Source organism: Paenibacillus sp. Y930 (assembly GCF_056786375.1).
The window spans coordinates 425,949-440,820 of the sequence record NZ_JBXCIX010000001.1 but is presented as its reverse complement, the minus strand read 5'-3'; the positions used below and the strand labels follow the sequence as shown (position 1 = coordinate 440,820).

Below are 14,872 nucleotides of genomic sequence, written 5' to 3'. Positions count from 1 at the left end.
TTAATGAAGAAAACAACTGAAAGCTTTGATCGACTTGACTATTGTTTGAAGCGTAAGCCTGTTATTACATCGTTAGTGAATAAGGATGAATTACCGAATATTTTAAAATCGACATCCAATATTGTGTTTATTTTGAAATCCGATATTATTGCGATAGAAGCAATTGTAGAGAAAATTCGAGATGCAGGTAAACTTTCTTTTATTCATTTTGATTTAATTGATGGGCTTGGTAAGGATAAGATGGGCGTTGCCTATGCGGCGGAGAAAATTGGGGTAGATGGGATCGTTACAACGAAAAGCACCATTATTACAGAAGCGAAGAAATACGGTTTGATGACTGTACAGCGGTTGTTCGTTTTCGATTCTGTTTCGCTTGATAATGGGATGAAAATGACGAAAGTATCTGGGCCTGATGCAATTGAAGTTTTACCTGGTATGGTTTGTTCGAAAATTATGAAGCGAATACGTAGTGAAGTAAACGTACCTGTCATAGCTGGCGGCTTAATGGTTGATCTTAACGATCTTGAGACAGCTCTAAGCAATGGTGTAATTGGTATTTCAACATCGAGTAAGGAGCTTTGGGATTGGCAGGATGCCAATGTGCAAAAGGTTAACAACTAGTAGCCGAAGTATTTGAGCAGGTCCAATGGAGGACAATGAATCATGTCAATATTGAAATAGGCATAGAAGTTGTCATATTCCGATTATTATTAGCTGCGCTTTTGGGAGGAGTTATTGGTTGGGAACGAGAGCAGAAAAATAAACAAACCGGCTTGAAAATTCATCTGCTTGTCTCTGTAGGATCGGCATCAATAATGTAAATTTGCTCCTCAGAAAGATACTTACTTGTGTAGGAGGAATAATAATAGCTATTAAAACCTTCGCGTGTCAGTTCAGCAATCTCTGCTCTTCTTGTCCAGAACACTAAAGTCTCGCCTGCTGGTAAAATAACCGAGTCTGTAATAATATGATTCCAGCCTGAAGTTATTTTATAACTGGATCGAGTCTGATAATAACATAACGACTTTGATTCCAATTCATTAGAATTCAAATTTGGTCATATCCCTATCAAGAAGACAGCTAAAAGAAACAAAGCTTCTAGCGCACATCGATATTTGATCGGTGCGCGCGGATACCCCAAATAAGGGTGTTAAAACTGGATCTACGCATTCTGTAGGTTTTTATTTACATTACAGGTCCTTTATTGATTTCAGTAAGCTTGGAATTGACGGAAAAGATTTTTGCATTGATATCTGTTATACCAAAACTAGCTAATCTGCTAGTGTGCATAACGATATATTTTTCAGCCGTTTCTTTTGTTTCGAACGGTCCATTCATTTTAAAATCCACTTGTAATACGTACGCCATGAAGGTCACTCACCTTTGTTTATTTAGTAGTAGAAAAATACAATTCCCCTAAAATTTCGTTCACTTGATAACGATCTGTTGAAAGCTCTTGTTCAATAAAAGATTTAACATTTGCTTGTTCAACATCATACATTACTTCAATTTCTTTGGAGAAAAGAAGTTGTTCTTTTTCAAGCAAGCTAGAAAGGGAAGGGATTGGTTTGGGTTGTAATTCATCGAGATTTAGAACTTTTTTCAATCCGTCTACATAGTATTCCAACGAACGGGCGCCAACAATTTTTACGCCTTTGTTTTCTTCATTGGTCATAATAATAGTCGGAAAACCACTAACACCCAAGCTTCTAACTAGATCAAAATCTTCATGTAGCAATTGTAGACCGACGGGTTGTTCAGCTTCATTAACAATAGCTTCTCCATCAAGGCCGAGTTTATTTACGATTTCAATCATAACGGATTTATCTGAAATATTTTGATTAAATGCGAAAAGTGCTTCTCTTGAACGGCGTAAATATTCGGATGCTGCTACTTCAGTATGATTTTTTTGAATCACCTTAAATACACGAGAGGGCGGGTAGGATGATCGAACTGGATTATCAATCATTAAAGTCCCGTCAATTGGCATTCTCGAATATTGTCCAACTTCTCTCCAGTGAACAGCAACATCGGCTGGTTTATTAATTCCATTAGCAGGATCAATTGGTCCGTCATGCCATTTTTCCAGCAAACCACCCATAACCGTATGAAAGTTAAAATAACCTCCATACTGCTCTACAAAACGTCGAAGAACAGGTTCAAGTGCCCAGCAATGTGAACAAATAGGGTCGGTCACATAATAAAGATTAACCATTTTTGGGGGTTGATTAAAATCAATAACCTCCATATCCTCCTCTCCAGCTACTCCGCATACACCTGTTTTTAGATCACAAACCATATTATTATTGTTGGTCATTATATTTTCCTCATTTCTAATTTAATTTGCCTGTAATTGAATTTTAGATCATAATAAAAATCATTAACACCAATAAATCTGTGGATTTGTCGTTTATACAACACATTTAAGAATTTGTTTGAAAAGTAGGAGGTTAACAAAATGACCGAATCAAAGACGGACCCCCGAGTTCTACGTACCCGCAAACTAATTATGGATTCTTTCATTGAACTTTCAGGAAAAAAGGAATTTAAGGATATTACTATAAAGGATATAACTACAGAAGCGATGATTAATCGTGCAACTTTTTATTATCATTTTGAGGATATATACGACTTATTGGAAAAGGTGTTATCAGAAGTATTGTTAGTTAATTTGAATTATGATTTCTACCAAAATAATGAGCTAAATGAAGAAGTCTTCGTTAGTATTTTCAAAGCTATAACAGATTTTCAAAAGTCACTATCCAATCGTTGCCATAGAGGTTACGAAGATACTATTGCCCGCATTATCAGGGAACAGCTCGAAGTTATTTTTCATAAAATGTTGTTAAAACAAAATAAAACTGAAGAGGATGAAGCTCTGAAAATTACAGCTGTCCTACTAAGCTGGGGAATCTATGGGGCTTCTGTAGAATGGAGAAGAGACAGTCAGAAGATGCTGCCGGAACAATTTATCCAATTAGCAATCCCTTACATACGGACTGGGATTGATAGAACCTAAGTGGGATATCTATTCGTAGTAGTAAGGAAAAGGACAGATGGAAAACTGAACTAGACAAACCCTAGTCTAAAGACTAGGCTCAAACACTTCCTAAGTCGGTTATATCATGCAAATTATGAAGCTATAATGGATTTATAACTTAGAGCGTGAGCTTATGAAACCGAAGGAAGTGTACGGATATGAAGGCAATTGAAGCGACTGACAAAACGCCTACAGGTAAAGTGAACTGGGTACTGTTTAATCCAAAAACCTATGCAACGATTCTCTATTTTTTGCTGTCTCTCCCCTTAGGGATTATCTACTTTACAATAGCGATAACTGGAATTGTTATATCAATCGGGCTTGCTCCAATATTTATCGGAATACCGCTGTTTTTTGGGGTAGCAAAGCTGTTGAATGGGATAGTGAATTTTGAACAAAATATGATACGACAAATTTTGGGTTTACCGACTCCTAATGTACCGTATACTAATAATCAGCAGTCTGAGACGGGGCAGAATTGGTTTATGCAAATGGTGAGAAGTTTTGATGGTAAGTTATTCATTCGCAATCTGCTGCTAGTGTTACTAAGATTTGTAACAAGCATCGTATTTTTTGTTATTATGGTAACGGCGATTTCACTAGCACTTGGATTTATTACTTTGCCAGCCGTGCATATCATTTTGATGAATGAAATCCAGGTTGATATTTTGGAGCATAGTTTGTTCAGTTATTTCCATATCGATTGGACGTTAAATCAGCAATATATGCTGTATGTAGGCTTTGGTCTAGTGCTCTTCTGGATCGCGCTACGTATCGTGAATGGGCTTATGCAAATTCAACGCAGAATTATGTATGTAGATGAGCCATATCAGGAAACACAGACGCCAGTGCAATCTGAAGTAGCGGTTCAGACGCCATATTATGATTTTCCCGAGGATCAAGCCCCTCAAGGGATGATGCAGCCAGCCTATAGAGAGCTTTAAAATTTCTCTGTTTTTGAAATGTAAATTCGAAAAGAACACTCAGCAAAAGTGATGAGTGTTCTTTTCGTTTCAAGAAGTTGAATCCTTTTCCACAAAAATAAAGTAATATAGGAATAGACTAGGTTAAAAGTATAAGGAGGGCAGTCAATATGGGGATTTTATCAAGATTTAATGATATTATGAAGGCTAATATCCATTCATTAATGGATCGAGCAGAAGATCCAATGAAGGTCATTGAGGATTATATGCGAAAGGCTAATCAAGATCTAGGGGCAGTGAAGGCAGAAACCGCAGCGGTAGCTTTGAATGAGCGGAGGTCTAAGGCTCAGCTCGATGAGTGTAATGCAGATATTAGGAAGCTACAACGATATACAGAGAAATCCGTAGAAGCGGGTAACGAGATTGATGCACTAAAATTTTTGGAGAAAAAAGCAAATCAGGCTGAGCGGTTAAATGAGCTACAATCGGCATACGAGCATGCTGCGAAAAACGCAGAATGCATGAAGCAAATGCAGGATAAGCTTGTATCTGATATAGGTCAGCTGGAAGCAAGCTATTATGAGTTGAAAGGAAAGCTGGCCGTTGCTGCTCAATCCAAATTCGATTCCTCATTCGAAGCAATGGAGGAAAAGGTGAATTTTGCTTTGGATAAAGCGGCGGCCCTTGCTGAACTGCAAGCAGATGATGAGAACGATGATCTAGACCGACGATTCGCACAATTAGAGAAGAATTTGGACTCACAAGCAGATAGATCTACAAGTGCCAAAGATGAGTTAGGTGCAATGAAAGAAAAACATGAGAATAAGCAATAATAATTTCTTTAGCTATTGAGGTGAGCAGATGCAAGTAGTTGATTATAAATGCCCAAGCTGTGGCAGTGGGATGACCTTTGATAGCGCAACTGGATCGTTGTCTTGTAGCAGCTGCGGAAGAAAAGAAGATATTGAGCAAATTCCTGATCCCCTTAAAAAGCAAGCATTTTCTGAGAATGAAGCTAACGAGTATCATTGTAATAGCTGTGGCGCAGTTATTATGACTGAATCAGAAACGGCTGCTACCGTATGCAGCTTTTGCGGCTCCGCTGTTGTTTTGGGTGATAGGCTGACAGGGAAGCTGGCGCCTGCAATGGTCATTCCGTTCGCAATTAGCAAAGAGGAAGCAATGAAGGCTTTTCAGAAGTGGTGCAAAAGGGGTTTGCTCACGCCTAAAGGATTTGTTACAGCGGATCGTATTAAAGGAATTACCGGATTGTATGTGCCTTTCTGGCTCTATGAGCTACATAATCTAGTCGAGGCACAAGGCCGTGCAACCAAAGTAAGAACCTATGTAAGCGGTAATTATCGCTATACGGAAACACAGCACTTTGATATTTACCGTAAGCTTCGTTTGAATTATAAGATGGTGCCCGTAGATGCATCGGAGAAAATGAATGATCAGTTGATGGATAGGCTGGAGCCATTTCCTTACCAGCAGCTGAAGGATTTCAAAACGCCATATCTCGCTGGTTATATTGCAGAGAAGTACAGCTATGATAACGGTCAGCTACTTCCTCGGGCAAACGATAAAATTAAGCAATATATCGAAGCTTCCATTTCATCATCCGTGTCAGGATATGCTACAGTTAATTTCAGTAATAAAAATATTAAAAATACATTTACAAATGCAGACTACTGTTTGCTTCCTGTGTGGGTCGTTCACTACGACTTCAATAAATTAGAGTATACATTTGCTATGAATGGTCAGACGGGCAAAGTAGTAGGTAAGCCTCCGATCAGCAAGGCAAAGGTTTTGGCATGGTTCGCGGGAATTTTCGGCATCTCTTTATTGTCATTAAAATGCATTTCATGGATGATGGGGGGAGGATTTCTATGAAGAAGCATATAGTTCTTATTCTTCTGTCCTTCATAGTTATGCTGCTTGTGGGACCTGTCATTACGGTAATGGCGGAATCAGCGGAAGGTAAAATCTTAATCTATGATGAAGCCGAGCTGCTCAGTCAAGAAGAATATGATACGCTGAATAAGCTTGCGAATGAATTGGGAGCTGAGCGAGAAACTGATATCATTATTTTAACGTCTACCAATTCCAACAACATAGATGTCGTAAAATTGACCGATAATTTCTATGATGATTATGGACCAGGGTACGATAAACCTCATGGCAACGCCGTGATTTTGACGATGGATATGAGGAATCGGGATGTATACTTGGCTGGCTTCTATAAAGCAAAGCAATATTTGGATGATGAAAGATTGGATAAAATACGCAATAAGATTACGCCTTATTTATCGGATGGAGCTTATGCGGACGGATTTGAAAAGTATATAGCGACAGTACATCGATATATGAGTTTCAAGCCTGGTGTGAACCCAGATAATATTTTATTTAATAGTTGGTTCCAGTTAGGGGCAGCTGCAGTAATTGGAGCGATTGTCGTTATTATGATGGCTTACAACTCTGGCGGTCGAGTAACGGTAAATCGGAACACTTATGAGGATGCAAGCACCTCAGGAATGATCGATCGCAAGGATCATTACATTCGAACAACTGTAATTAAAACTAAAATCGAGAAGAACAAAAGTAGTGGTGGTGGAGGCGGCGGAGGTGGCATTACGGGCGGCGGCCATTCACATAGTGGAAGCAGAGGGAAATTTTAATTAATAAGTTTATGCTTTCGATGCTACTTTTTTTACAAAGAAGTAATTCTGGAGACTTATAAAAAGTTTTAGTTAATGCTATAGAAGTAACTTTTCAAATCCGAAAGTTAAATTGAAAGTATATGAAAAGTTTGAGGAGGACTATAGGTATGGTATTTTTCAAAAATCAATTTTCTAATGTGGTGGAATGGGAAGAGTTTAGAGATGATATGATTTTTTGGAAGTGGAGCAATCGTGAGATTAAGAAGGGGAGTAAGCTCATTATTCGCTCTGGTCAGGATGCGATATTTATTAATAACGGCAAGATAGAGGGATTGTTTGAGGATGAGGGGGATTATAATATTGATTCCGATATTATTCCTTTCTTATCTACTCTAAAAGGCTTCAAGTTTGGTTTTAATAGCGGAATGCGTGTGGAAGTGTTGTTCGTTAACACAAAGGAATTTACCGTCAAATGGGGAACTCAAAATCCCGTTCTTATCCCAACAGCGCAGCTTCCAGGAGGTATGCCGATTCGTGCCAATGGTACGTTTAACTTTAAGGTCAATGACTATGTGACACTTATTGATAAAATTGCAGGCATTAAGAACAGTTATCTTGTAGAGGATGTTAAACTTCGAATTACTTCGGTGCTGGATCAACTGCTTATGAAATGGATCAGCAGAGAAGGGAAGGATATGTTCAATCTGCAGGCAAATGCTTCTGATATCGCAAGAGGTATTCGCGAGGACCTGGACATGGAAGTGATGGATAACGGGATGACGATTACAGGATTTCAAGTGATGAGCTTCAATTATCCGAAAGAAATCCAAGATATGATTACGAAGACAGCTTCTCATGAAATGATCGGCAATTTGCAGAAGTATCAGCAGGTTAGTATGACGGACGGGATCGCATCGGGCAATGTTCAAGGCGGCGGTGCGGCATCGGATATGGCAGGTATGATGATGGGAATGAACATGGCTAATGAAATGATGAAAAATATGAACTCGAATCAGAGCCAAAGTCCCAATCAGCAGACTTCAGCTCCGAAAGCTTCAGAATCAGCACAAGTGCAACCAGATGCTTCTCAAGGCAGCATGAAACATAACTTCTGTCCGAACTGCGGTACAAAGAACGAAGGTGCTAACTTCTGCCCTAATTGTGGTCATAAGCTGAATTAGCTGACGATTAGAGTGGAATGAGATTAATACATTTGTAAGAGCAGCCGAGCAAACTAGGCTGTTCTTTTTCTATGGAACAAAACTGGTAATTTAATACATTCATAGGTGTGATATTGATGAAAAAGGTTCATTGTAGATTCGATCAATCCAGATCAGCCGATTTTTGGCGACTGTTATAAATGTTTTTCCAAAAATGTGGAAATTAAGTGGTGAATAGCTTAATATAGTAGGTGGCTATTATTTAGGGGGGAATTTTCATTCATAAGGTTATTCAATTCGGAAATATTCGAATAATAGCAGCGACTGAAGCTTCATAATGAATCAAAGGGAGAGAAACATCTAACAATGAAAAAGATATTATTATTTGTATTAGCTATTTCTATGGTTACTATCCTTGCAGCATGTGGTGGGGAAGACAAGGTAATAGATTTTAAGAGTGAGGATGATAAGTATCAAGTAAGTGCCTCTAATAGTTGGAAAGATGCAAAAGGCTCGCTACATCCAGATGGTGACATTCAAATCTATGTTCCTTCAAAAGAAAAATATTTCATGACACTACTTGAATCCAAAGAGGATTTCACTGATTTTTCACTACAAGAATATTATGATATAGTTACTGAACCATTCCTTTCTTCTTTAGACAATCCTAACCAAGGAGATGTAAAAGAAGTTACGATTAATGGTAATAAGGCGCTGCAATATACGCTTGAAGGTGCTGTAGACAATTTAAATATTGTTTATTTAGTTACTATTATCGAAACGCCTACACATTATGGTCAAATGATGGCTTGGACGCTTAAGAGCAACTGGGATGAAAATAAAGATGAATATACGAATTTGACCAACAGTTTTAAAGAAGTAAATTAATCGCTGACTTATTGACCTGTTTGAGATACCCCATTAGTATGATACATAAATTAAATAATAGCCTCTATTTAGTGGCTGTCTAATACGTCACTAAAAAGTAAAAGCAAATGGAGATAAACGTTTATCTCCATTTGCTTTTTGCTATCTTAAAGCGAACGGTTCGATAGAGGATCCATATCTAATACCAAACTTCTTCAATATCCTACGGTTTGTTCCCAGGTAGAGTAGAATTAATTGTTTTATATGAAAACCGTTTTTCTCATAGTTTCTGTTATACTGAATGGAAGACTAGCGGAATCCGTTTCCCTTAAGGCATGCTGAGGCTGCTCCCATGGACTATGCGCGTAGCGCGGCAGGTGATAGAAGATAACGGGCAGGCTGATTTCATTTGAAGGCAGGAGTGCTGTAATTCATGAAAAAATACAATATGATGCGCCCGATATTACTCATTGCGGTTGCGCTACTGACGAAAAGCATTGTCACCAACATTTGCATTATACTAGGTATGGAGCAAGAGCCTGCAAGCAATTTAGGTTTCTTTGCGATGATAATCGCCGCATTTGTCATGTATTCCCGGTTTTCCAGACAGCGCCGCAAATAGACACAAATTCACTTCTAAATAAGTAAGCAGTTGTGGGGCTGTCCAGCATATCATTGTAACATGATATGCTGGACAGCCCTTGAATGTGAAGAAAAATCCGCAACCTATGCTCGACGAAAAATCGAGGTAGAGGGCGGATTTGGTCACATCAAGGGCAATCGATCGTTCCGTAAGTTTTCTTTGCGGGGCTTGGACAAGGTTCATGTGGAGTTTTGGATCGTGACCTTAGCCACAGTCTCCTGAAAGTAGCAGGCTTCCGCCTCGCTACATTCCTACAAAAGCAGATCGGAAAATACGTCTTATTTTCCGATCTGCTTTCATTTTAAGAGCTTATTGGACAGTCCCTTTTCGATTAGTGATGAAATAAAGCGCAGTCAATGCCTGGGTAAGATTGTCTTGGATGGAGAGTATCCTTTGATGTTTTTAAATACTTTGCTGAAATAGAAAACATCTTTAAATCCACACTTCATAGACGCCTCATAAACGGTAAACTCGCCGCTGGACAGCATATTTTCCGCATAATTAATTCGTGTTCGATTGATATATTCTTTTACAGACACACCAGTGTTTTTTTTGAACAAGGTGCCAAAGTATACTGGATTTAGTTTCGTCAGCTTCGCAAGGTCACTGACATCTATTTGTTCAGTGAAATTTTTTATAATAAACTTAGTCGCTTTTTGAATACGGGGATCAAGGAGTTGAAGAGATCCTTGGTAATGCAGAAGGCTGAAATAGTAATGAAGTATGGTTAGAAAAATGGCATGGACTTTTAATTTGTAGCCTGGTTTTTTTTGCAGCCATTCTAAAGTTAATTTTTCGTATAAATCTAGTAAATCTGGTCGAATTCCGATTTTCGAGACGATCGGAAATGGAAGCACTGCTTCCCCGCCGTTCAAGTTAAAAAGTTGAAAATTAGCGGCATAGTTCTTCATGAGATGTTCGGAGTCGCTTGTGGCGTAACGGCGGCTTTTTTTTGGAATGCACAGAAGGTCGCCTTTTTCAACATTGTAAGTATGGCCATCAATCGTATAAGAGGATGATCCTTCGAATACATAGGTTAGATCAATGAAATGGATCTCGGATTCTCCAATAAACCAGCTAGGGGTGCAGCGACGGCAAATAAAGTATCCCATATTCGGAAAGATTTCGTTATAGTCTATCATTTGTATATACTTCCCCTCCAAATGAACTTTAATAAGTACAAATAGTAGTTTCTTTTTACATGGAGTATAACGTAGCTACCATGATACAATCAAAACAACTTTTAGGAATAAAGTCAAGATATATGTATGCGGTTACATTCTAGAATTTCACTTTTTTTATTTTTATGTTTTCGAGGGTTTCTAATGATAACCGACAAGACTTTTGAGAGGTGGTTTGTGTAAATGTGGAAAAGACGGACAAAAGTATTTAGGCAATTAACTTTAGGCTTGATAGTATTCATGTTGGTATTGTCTTCACAGACAGTATACGGCGAATCGGGGACCGAATCGATGAACGGGGGCGAAATGTTGAACACAGATAACGCTCCAATTGTCGAGGTTGATTGGAATGAAACCAAGCAAGTAATCGATGGACTTGGCGGTGCGTTCGCATTTAATAAAGCGGATGGCATTAAACAAATTTATGATGCGGATCCGATCAGTGGACGCGAGCTACTGGATTTAATGTTCAGCCATGACAAAGGGATTGGTCTTGACATTGTTCGTGTTATTATCGGCGACGGGGGAATTACGAATCCCAGTACTGGGGCTGAGTGGGGCAATCGATTTTACGATGGCCCAAGCGATACAGTATGGCCAAACAAGGCAGACGGATTTGTTTGGGATCAACCTGACTGGGATTCCAAGAAAGCTTCGTTCGACGAGGCACAAATATGGATTATGAAGGAAGCGATGTCGTACGGCGTCAATACATTCTATGCCAACGCTTGGTCCCCGCCATATTGGATGAAAACAAACAACAGTGTTCTAGGACAAAACGGGGCAAAGTTGAAGCCAGAAAGTTACCAAGATTATGCGGATTATCTCGTTCAATATGCGCTTGGATATAAGCGGGAATTCGACATCCCTATTACTCATATCGGCCCAGCTAACGAATCCGAAGCAGCGCACGCTTCGTACTCAGGGTTTGTAATTACTGCTGCGGAATATAAAGATTTTATACAAAATTATTTGGGCCCTACATTGCAAGATGCGATTGATAAAGGCAAGTTTGCTGCCTTAAGCGTGGACCCGCCGAAAATTGTCGCGCCAGAAGGAACGAACCTGAATGCTTCAATTAACATGGGACGTTCCATGCTCGAAGATCCAGAATCCAGTAAATATGTGGATGTATTTTCTACACACTTATATGGTACTTCAAGCTTTAATAACGGACCTCTAAGTTCTACTGGCGCAACTGGTGTATACCCTGATTTCTTACGCAACTATAAACTGTGGCAAACGGAATACATGACACAGAATAACGGTAGTTCGGCTGCTAGCGCCAATACGCAAGTTTACGCAAATCAAACCATAACTGACGGAGTATATTGGGCGAACTTGCTTACGAATATGTTCACCAGCGATCCAGGTTTCAATGCTTACTTATGGTGGTGGCCTGTGGGCAATAACGGCGCTGACGGTTCCGACCTGATCCGCCTAATGACGACGGGTTCGCCGCAAGGCAACGGCTCCACCGTTACTGGCAAGTACAGAGTGTTTAAACGGCTGTACACCTTTGGGAATTTCTCTCGTTTTATTAAAACGGGCGATATCCGAATCGAAGCAACACGCGTTCCTGTTGCAGGAATGAATATTTCTGCATACAAAAAGCCAGATAACAACGAATTTTCGATCGTAGCTGTCAACAGCGGCAAGGAAGATCAGATATTGACATTTGAATTAAACAACTTCCCAGCAGGCACAACTGCCGTGGTCGGTTATCGAACAACCGCCAGCGAGAATCAGAAGCTGATGGAACCGATTGCAGTTTCGAATGGATTGTTCACGGCGACAGTTCCCGCGAACAGTGTCATTACATTTGTTCCCACAACCGATCATAATCTGCCAGGATTGACGTCTAAACGCGATATCTTCTCGACGTTTGAAGCGGAGAATAATGACGGAGCATCAGGAGATTTTGCAGTCATCCCTGTGGGTACGGGCGGCGCTTTGTCCGGCATGGGCAACGGTGATTATGTGAAGTTTGCTAACGTTAACTTCGCAGACGGTTCCGCGAATGGAGGTATCGTTCGACGCCACATATTAAGCATGAATACGATTTTAGCTTCTATTAACGGCGGAATGATCGAAATGCGTATCGACGATCACGAAACGGGCAGAGTAGTGGGCACATATATGATTCCTAGGAATAACGATGGAGATACATATAAATCCTACACAATTCAAGTTGATACAGGTGATAATGCGGCCAACGGTTACCATGACGTATACATGGTATTCCGCGGTAATGGCAACGAATTATTTAACATTGATCGGTTTGAGTTCGGTGAACAAGTACTCCCTTCTGGATTGATTCTAACGAATGGCAGCTTTGAATCGGCGATGGGCGCTTGGGGAAGAGCGTATGGGGCCTCGGGTGCGACTATCGATCGCACGACGAACCAAAACTATTCCGCGCCACCAACTGCGTCTAATTCCACGGTCGCATATTCAGCGGTGGTTACGAATCGCGATGAAGCAGAAAATGGCTTGTCCCAAGACATTACGGATAAGCTTGTCGAAGGCGCAACATATAAAGTGAATGGATTCTTTATGCCTTCGGTGCAAGGTGCAACGGGTCGAATTAACATAATTGCTTTGAATGCAGCTGGAGAAGTTGTTTATTCGACGACAATAGCAGAACGAAGTAACTTAGAAGCAATGGTTTGGTCACAAGTGGATGCCATATATACGTATGAAGCACCTACTGCCGATTTCGCAACGATGAAGATCGTATTTACCGATTCTACAACAGACACCCTATATGTAGAAGAAGTTGGTCTCGTTCCTTACGTGGATAAAAACGAATTAATCGATGTACTTTCCGTTGTACTCGATCAAGGTGAATATTCGGAAGAAAAATGGCTATCCATTATCGTCTTACGTGAAGAAGGATGGGTGACTGTGACAGACATAGCGGCAATCCAGACTGAAGTGGATGCCATGGTTACGGAATTAACCGGCTTATATAACAATGAATTACCGTCACCGTCTAGCCCTGCAAGTGCCAGCATTACTGGGCCCGTAACTGCGGCGGCCAACCAAATCATAGATTTTACGTTTGACATCAATAGCGGAAAGCAAAGCTTCGACACTATTAGCATGACCGTAAACTATGATTCTTCAAAACTGGAATTTACAACGATCCTTGATGAAGACAATATAGTTCTACTGGATGATAAAGCCGTTTTGGAAGTAAACTCCAGCATTAAGGTACTCGGTGGCGCGGTGAAGGAAGATGAAGGTGAGATTTTCCTCCTTCTGTCCGCCACTGGGAAGCAAATTACATTCGATGGAGAAGCTTTTACCTTGCGCGGTAAGGTGAGGGCGGATGCTGCAGTGGGGATCGCGGAAGTATCAATCGGTAAGCTAGAAGTGCTGCTTGATGGCACATCGCAACTTGTGGATACAAGTACTGCTGCTCCTGTATTCATCCAAGTTACAGCTGCAGACAAGACGGCCTTAAGTACATTGATAATGCAAGCGGAATCATTACTTTTGATGTCTGAAGAAGGTAGCGAGATCGGCCAATACCCGATTGGCACGAAGACGATCCTTCAATCCGCGGTTGAGAACGCGAAAACAATTGTAAATGATGCTACAGCTTCCGAAGAGGAAATCGCTCAAGCTGTCGCGGCGCTGGACGCATCTGTTCATGCCTTTAAAGACACGGTTATCGTTCCTGATTTGTCAGCGCTGAATGCGAGCATTACTACGGCGCAAAATGTACTGAACACCTCGGTTGAGGGTACATCATCTGGCCAATATCCAGTCGGTTCCAAGCTGCTGCTTCAATTAGCGATAGAGCAGGCTGTTTCGGTAAGAGATAACTCTGCAAGCACGCAAGAAGAGATTGATGCGATTGTTATCGTTCTTAATGCTAAGCTAGAGGTATTCCTTGGTCAAGTGATCATTCGGCCAGATCCGGTTGTTGATAAAACTGCTTTAGATGCAGCAGTTACAGCTGCGCAAACGAGACTAAGTCAAGCGAAAGAAGGGACGAAGATTGGGCAATATTCTACATCGGCCCTGGCGGATCTGGGTGCAGCGATTGCAGCAGCAGATGTTGCAATGAGTGATCCATCGGCAACACAGAGCAGTATCTATGCGGAGGTAAACAATTTGAATGCAGCAGTTTCTTCATTCCTTGCGAAAGTTATTACACTAATACCTGGTCAAACAGCTGTGTCAATTAAAGATTTGTCGTTCTTGGTTAAATATTTCGGAACAAGCAACTCGGATTCGAACTGGAGTGAGATCGAAATCGCTGACATATTTGGTAGCGGGGAAATTTCGATTCGGGAACTTGCTGCAGTGGCTAGGATGATTATTAGCAACTGGTTTGATCAATAAAAGAAGATGCAACACCGCTCTGCTCGGTTTCCCGAACAGAGC

General features: G+C 40.5%; 16 protein-coding genes. 12 read left to right on the top strand and 4 right to left on the bottom strand.

The window, feature by feature from the left end; all coding sequences use genetic code 11:
- Positions 1-3: 3 nt before the first annotated feature.
- Positions 4-621, top strand: a complete 618-nt coding sequence (locus tag AC1TO5_RS02170; RefSeq protein WP_482061145.1) for a glycerol-3-phosphate responsive antiterminator — start codon at positions 4-6, stop codon at positions 619-621.
- A 35-nt stretch (positions 622-656) separates the two neighbouring features.
- Entirely contained in the window at positions 657-821 is a 165-nt protein-coding gene (locus AC1TO5_RS02165) for an MgtC/SapB family protein (protein ID WP_482061144.1), read from the top strand.
- Here the strand turns inward: AC1TO5_RS02165 and AC1TO5_RS02160 are convergent.
- The 3 genes from AC1TO5_RS02160 to AC1TO5_RS02150 form a co-directional block, all read right to left on the bottom strand.
- Positions 782-1,051: a hypothetical protein gene (locus AC1TO5_RS02160; protein ID WP_482061143.1), complete on the bottom strand. Its 270-nt coding sequence runs from the start codon at positions 1,049-1,051 to the stop codon at positions 782-784. The two genes, AC1TO5_RS02165 and AC1TO5_RS02160, sit on opposite strands and share 40 nt — an antisense overlap.
- A 134-nt stretch (positions 1,052-1,185) precedes the next feature.
- The gene (locus tag AC1TO5_RS02155; protein WP_482061142.1) at positions 1,186-1,368 is read right to left on the bottom strand and encodes a YdhR family protein; all 183 of its coding nucleotides are present in this window, start codon (positions 1,366-1,368) and stop codon (positions 1,186-1,188) included.
- A gap of 19 nt (positions 1,369-1,387) precedes the next feature.
- Positions 1,388-2,317 (bottom strand): DsbA family protein, encoded by a 930-nt coding sequence (locus tag AC1TO5_RS02150; RefSeq protein ID WP_482061141.1) that lies wholly within the window; start codon positions 2,315-2,317, stop codon positions 1,388-1,390.
- A gap of 141 nt (positions 2,318-2,458) precedes the next feature.
- Between AC1TO5_RS02150 and AC1TO5_RS02145 the strand changes: the two genes are divergently transcribed.
- The 9 genes from AC1TO5_RS02145 to AC1TO5_RS02105 all read left to right on the top strand — a co-directional run bounded on the left by AC1TO5_RS02145 (position 2,459) and on the right by AC1TO5_RS02105 (position 9,515).
- Positions 2,459-3,019, top strand: a complete 561-nt coding sequence (locus tag AC1TO5_RS02145; protein ID WP_482061140.1) for a TetR/AcrR family transcriptional regulator — start codon at positions 2,459-2,461, stop codon at positions 3,017-3,019.
- 179 nt (positions 3,020-3,198) lie between these two features.
- Positions 3,199-3,984, top strand: a complete 786-nt coding sequence (locus AC1TO5_RS02140; RefSeq protein WP_482061139.1) for a sensor domain-containing protein — start codon at positions 3,199-3,201, stop codon at positions 3,982-3,984.
- A gap of 149 nt (positions 3,985-4,133) precedes the next feature.
- Positions 4,134-4,796 (top strand): PspA/IM30 family protein, encoded by a 663-nt coding sequence (locus AC1TO5_RS02135; protein ID WP_482061138.1) that lies wholly within the window; start codon positions 4,134-4,136, stop codon positions 4,794-4,796.
- A 28-nt stretch (positions 4,797-4,824) separates the two neighbouring features.
- A complete protein-coding gene (locus tag AC1TO5_RS02130; protein WP_482061137.1) occupies positions 4,825-5,856 on the top strand; it encodes a TFIIB-type zinc ribbon-containing protein in 1,032 nt (343 codons plus the stop codon).
- Positions 5,853-6,641 carry a TPM domain-containing protein gene (locus AC1TO5_RS02125; RefSeq protein WP_482061136.1) on the top strand — a complete coding sequence of 263 codons (789 nt, stop codon included), beginning with the start codon at positions 5,853-5,855 and terminating at the stop codon, positions 6,639-6,641. Before AC1TO5_RS02130 ends, AC1TO5_RS02125 begins: the two co-directional genes overlap by 4 nt.
- 149 nt (positions 6,642-6,790) lie before the next feature.
- Positions 6,791-7,804, top strand: coding sequence for an SPFH domain-containing protein (locus AC1TO5_RS02120; RefSeq protein ID WP_482061135.1), 1,014 nt, complete (start codon positions 6,791-6,793; stop codon positions 7,802-7,804).
- A 345-nt stretch (positions 7,805-8,149) separates the two neighbouring features.
- A complete protein-coding gene (locus tag AC1TO5_RS02115; RefSeq protein WP_482061134.1) occupies positions 8,150-8,671 on the top strand; it encodes an LptM family lipoprotein in 522 nt (173 codons plus the stop codon).
- Between the two features lie 412 nt (positions 8,672-9,083).
- Positions 9,084-9,272 carry a hypothetical protein gene (locus AC1TO5_RS02110; RefSeq protein WP_482061133.1) on the top strand — a complete coding sequence of 63 codons (189 nt, stop codon included), beginning with the start codon at positions 9,084-9,086 and terminating at the stop codon, positions 9,270-9,272.
- A 60-nt stretch (positions 9,273-9,332) separates the two neighbouring features.
- On the top strand, positions 9,333-9,515 hold the full coding sequence (locus AC1TO5_RS02105; RefSeq protein ID WP_482061132.1) for a transposase: 183 nt from the start codon (positions 9,333-9,335) through the stop codon (positions 9,513-9,515).
- A gap of 131 nt (positions 9,516-9,646) precedes the next feature.
- On the opposite strand, the gene AC1TO5_RS02100 is transcribed toward AC1TO5_RS02105, so the two are convergent.
- Complete coding sequence (locus tag AC1TO5_RS02100) at positions 9,647-10,435, bottom strand: AraC family transcriptional regulator (RefSeq protein ID WP_482061131.1); 789 nt, start codon at positions 10,433-10,435, stop codon at positions 9,647-9,649.
- Positions 10,436-10,657: 222 nt separating this feature from the next.
- Here AC1TO5_RS02100 and AC1TO5_RS02095 point away from each other — a divergent pair, with 222 nt between their 5' ends.
- A complete protein-coding gene (locus AC1TO5_RS02095) occupies positions 10,658-14,830 on the top strand; it encodes a carbohydrate-binding protein (RefSeq protein ID WP_482061130.1) in 4,173 nt (1,390 codons plus the stop codon).
- Positions 14,831-14,872 lie beyond the last annotated feature (42 nt).

Bases quoted from the DNA above. Each gene is read 5' to 3' on its own strand.
- AC1TO5_RS02110 (WP_482061133.1), top strand. From the start codon at position 9,084: ATGAAAAAATACAATATGATGCGCCCGATATTACTCATTGCGGTTGCG.
- AC1TO5_RS02165 (WP_482061144.1), top strand. From the start codon at position 657: ATGAATCATGTCAATATTGAAATAGGCATAGAAGTTGTCATATTCCGA.
- AC1TO5_RS02120 (WP_482061135.1), top strand. From the start codon at position 6,791: ATGGTATTTTTCAAAAATCAATTTTCTAATGTGGTGGAATGGGAAGAG.
- AC1TO5_RS02130 (WP_482061137.1), top strand. From the start codon at position 4,825: ATGCAAGTAGTTGATTATAAATGCCCAAGCTGTGGCAGTGGGATGACC.
- AC1TO5_RS02095 (WP_482061130.1), top strand. From the start codon at position 10,658: ATGTGGAAAAGACGGACAAAAGTATTTAGGCAATTAACTTTAGGCTTG.
- AC1TO5_RS02135 (WP_482061138.1), top strand. From the start codon at position 4,134: ATGGGGATTTTATCAAGATTTAATGATATTATGAAGGCTAATATCCAT.
- AC1TO5_RS02145 (WP_482061140.1), top strand. From the start codon at position 2,459: ATGACCGAATCAAAGACGGACCCCCGAGTTCTACGTACCCGCAAACTA.
- AC1TO5_RS02100 (WP_482061131.1), bottom strand. From the start codon at position 10,435: ATGATAGACTATAACGAAATCTTTCCGAATATGGGATACTTTATTTGC.
- AC1TO5_RS02105 (WP_482061132.1), top strand. From the start codon at position 9,333: ATGATATGCTGGACAGCCCTTGAATGTGAAGAAAAATCCGCAACCTAT.
- AC1TO5_RS02140 (WP_482061139.1), top strand. From the start codon at position 3,199: ATGAAGGCAATTGAAGCGACTGACAAAACGCCTACAGGTAAAGTGAAC.
- AC1TO5_RS02115 (WP_482061134.1), top strand. From the start codon at position 8,150: ATGAAAAAGATATTATTATTTGTATTAGCTATTTCTATGGTTACTATC.
- AC1TO5_RS02155 (WP_482061142.1), bottom strand. From the start codon at position 1,368: ATGGCGTACGTATTACAAGTGGATTTTAAAATGAATGGACCGTTCGAA.
- AC1TO5_RS02125 (WP_482061136.1), top strand. From the start codon at position 5,853: ATGAAGAAGCATATAGTTCTTATTCTTCTGTCCTTCATAGTTATGCTG.
- AC1TO5_RS02170 (WP_482061145.1), top strand. From the start codon at position 4: ATGAAGAAAACAACTGAAAGCTTTGATCGACTTGACTATTGTTTGAAG.
- AC1TO5_RS02150 (WP_482061141.1), bottom strand. From the start codon at position 2,317: ATGACCAACAATAATAATATGGTTTGTGATCTAAAAACAGGTGTATGC.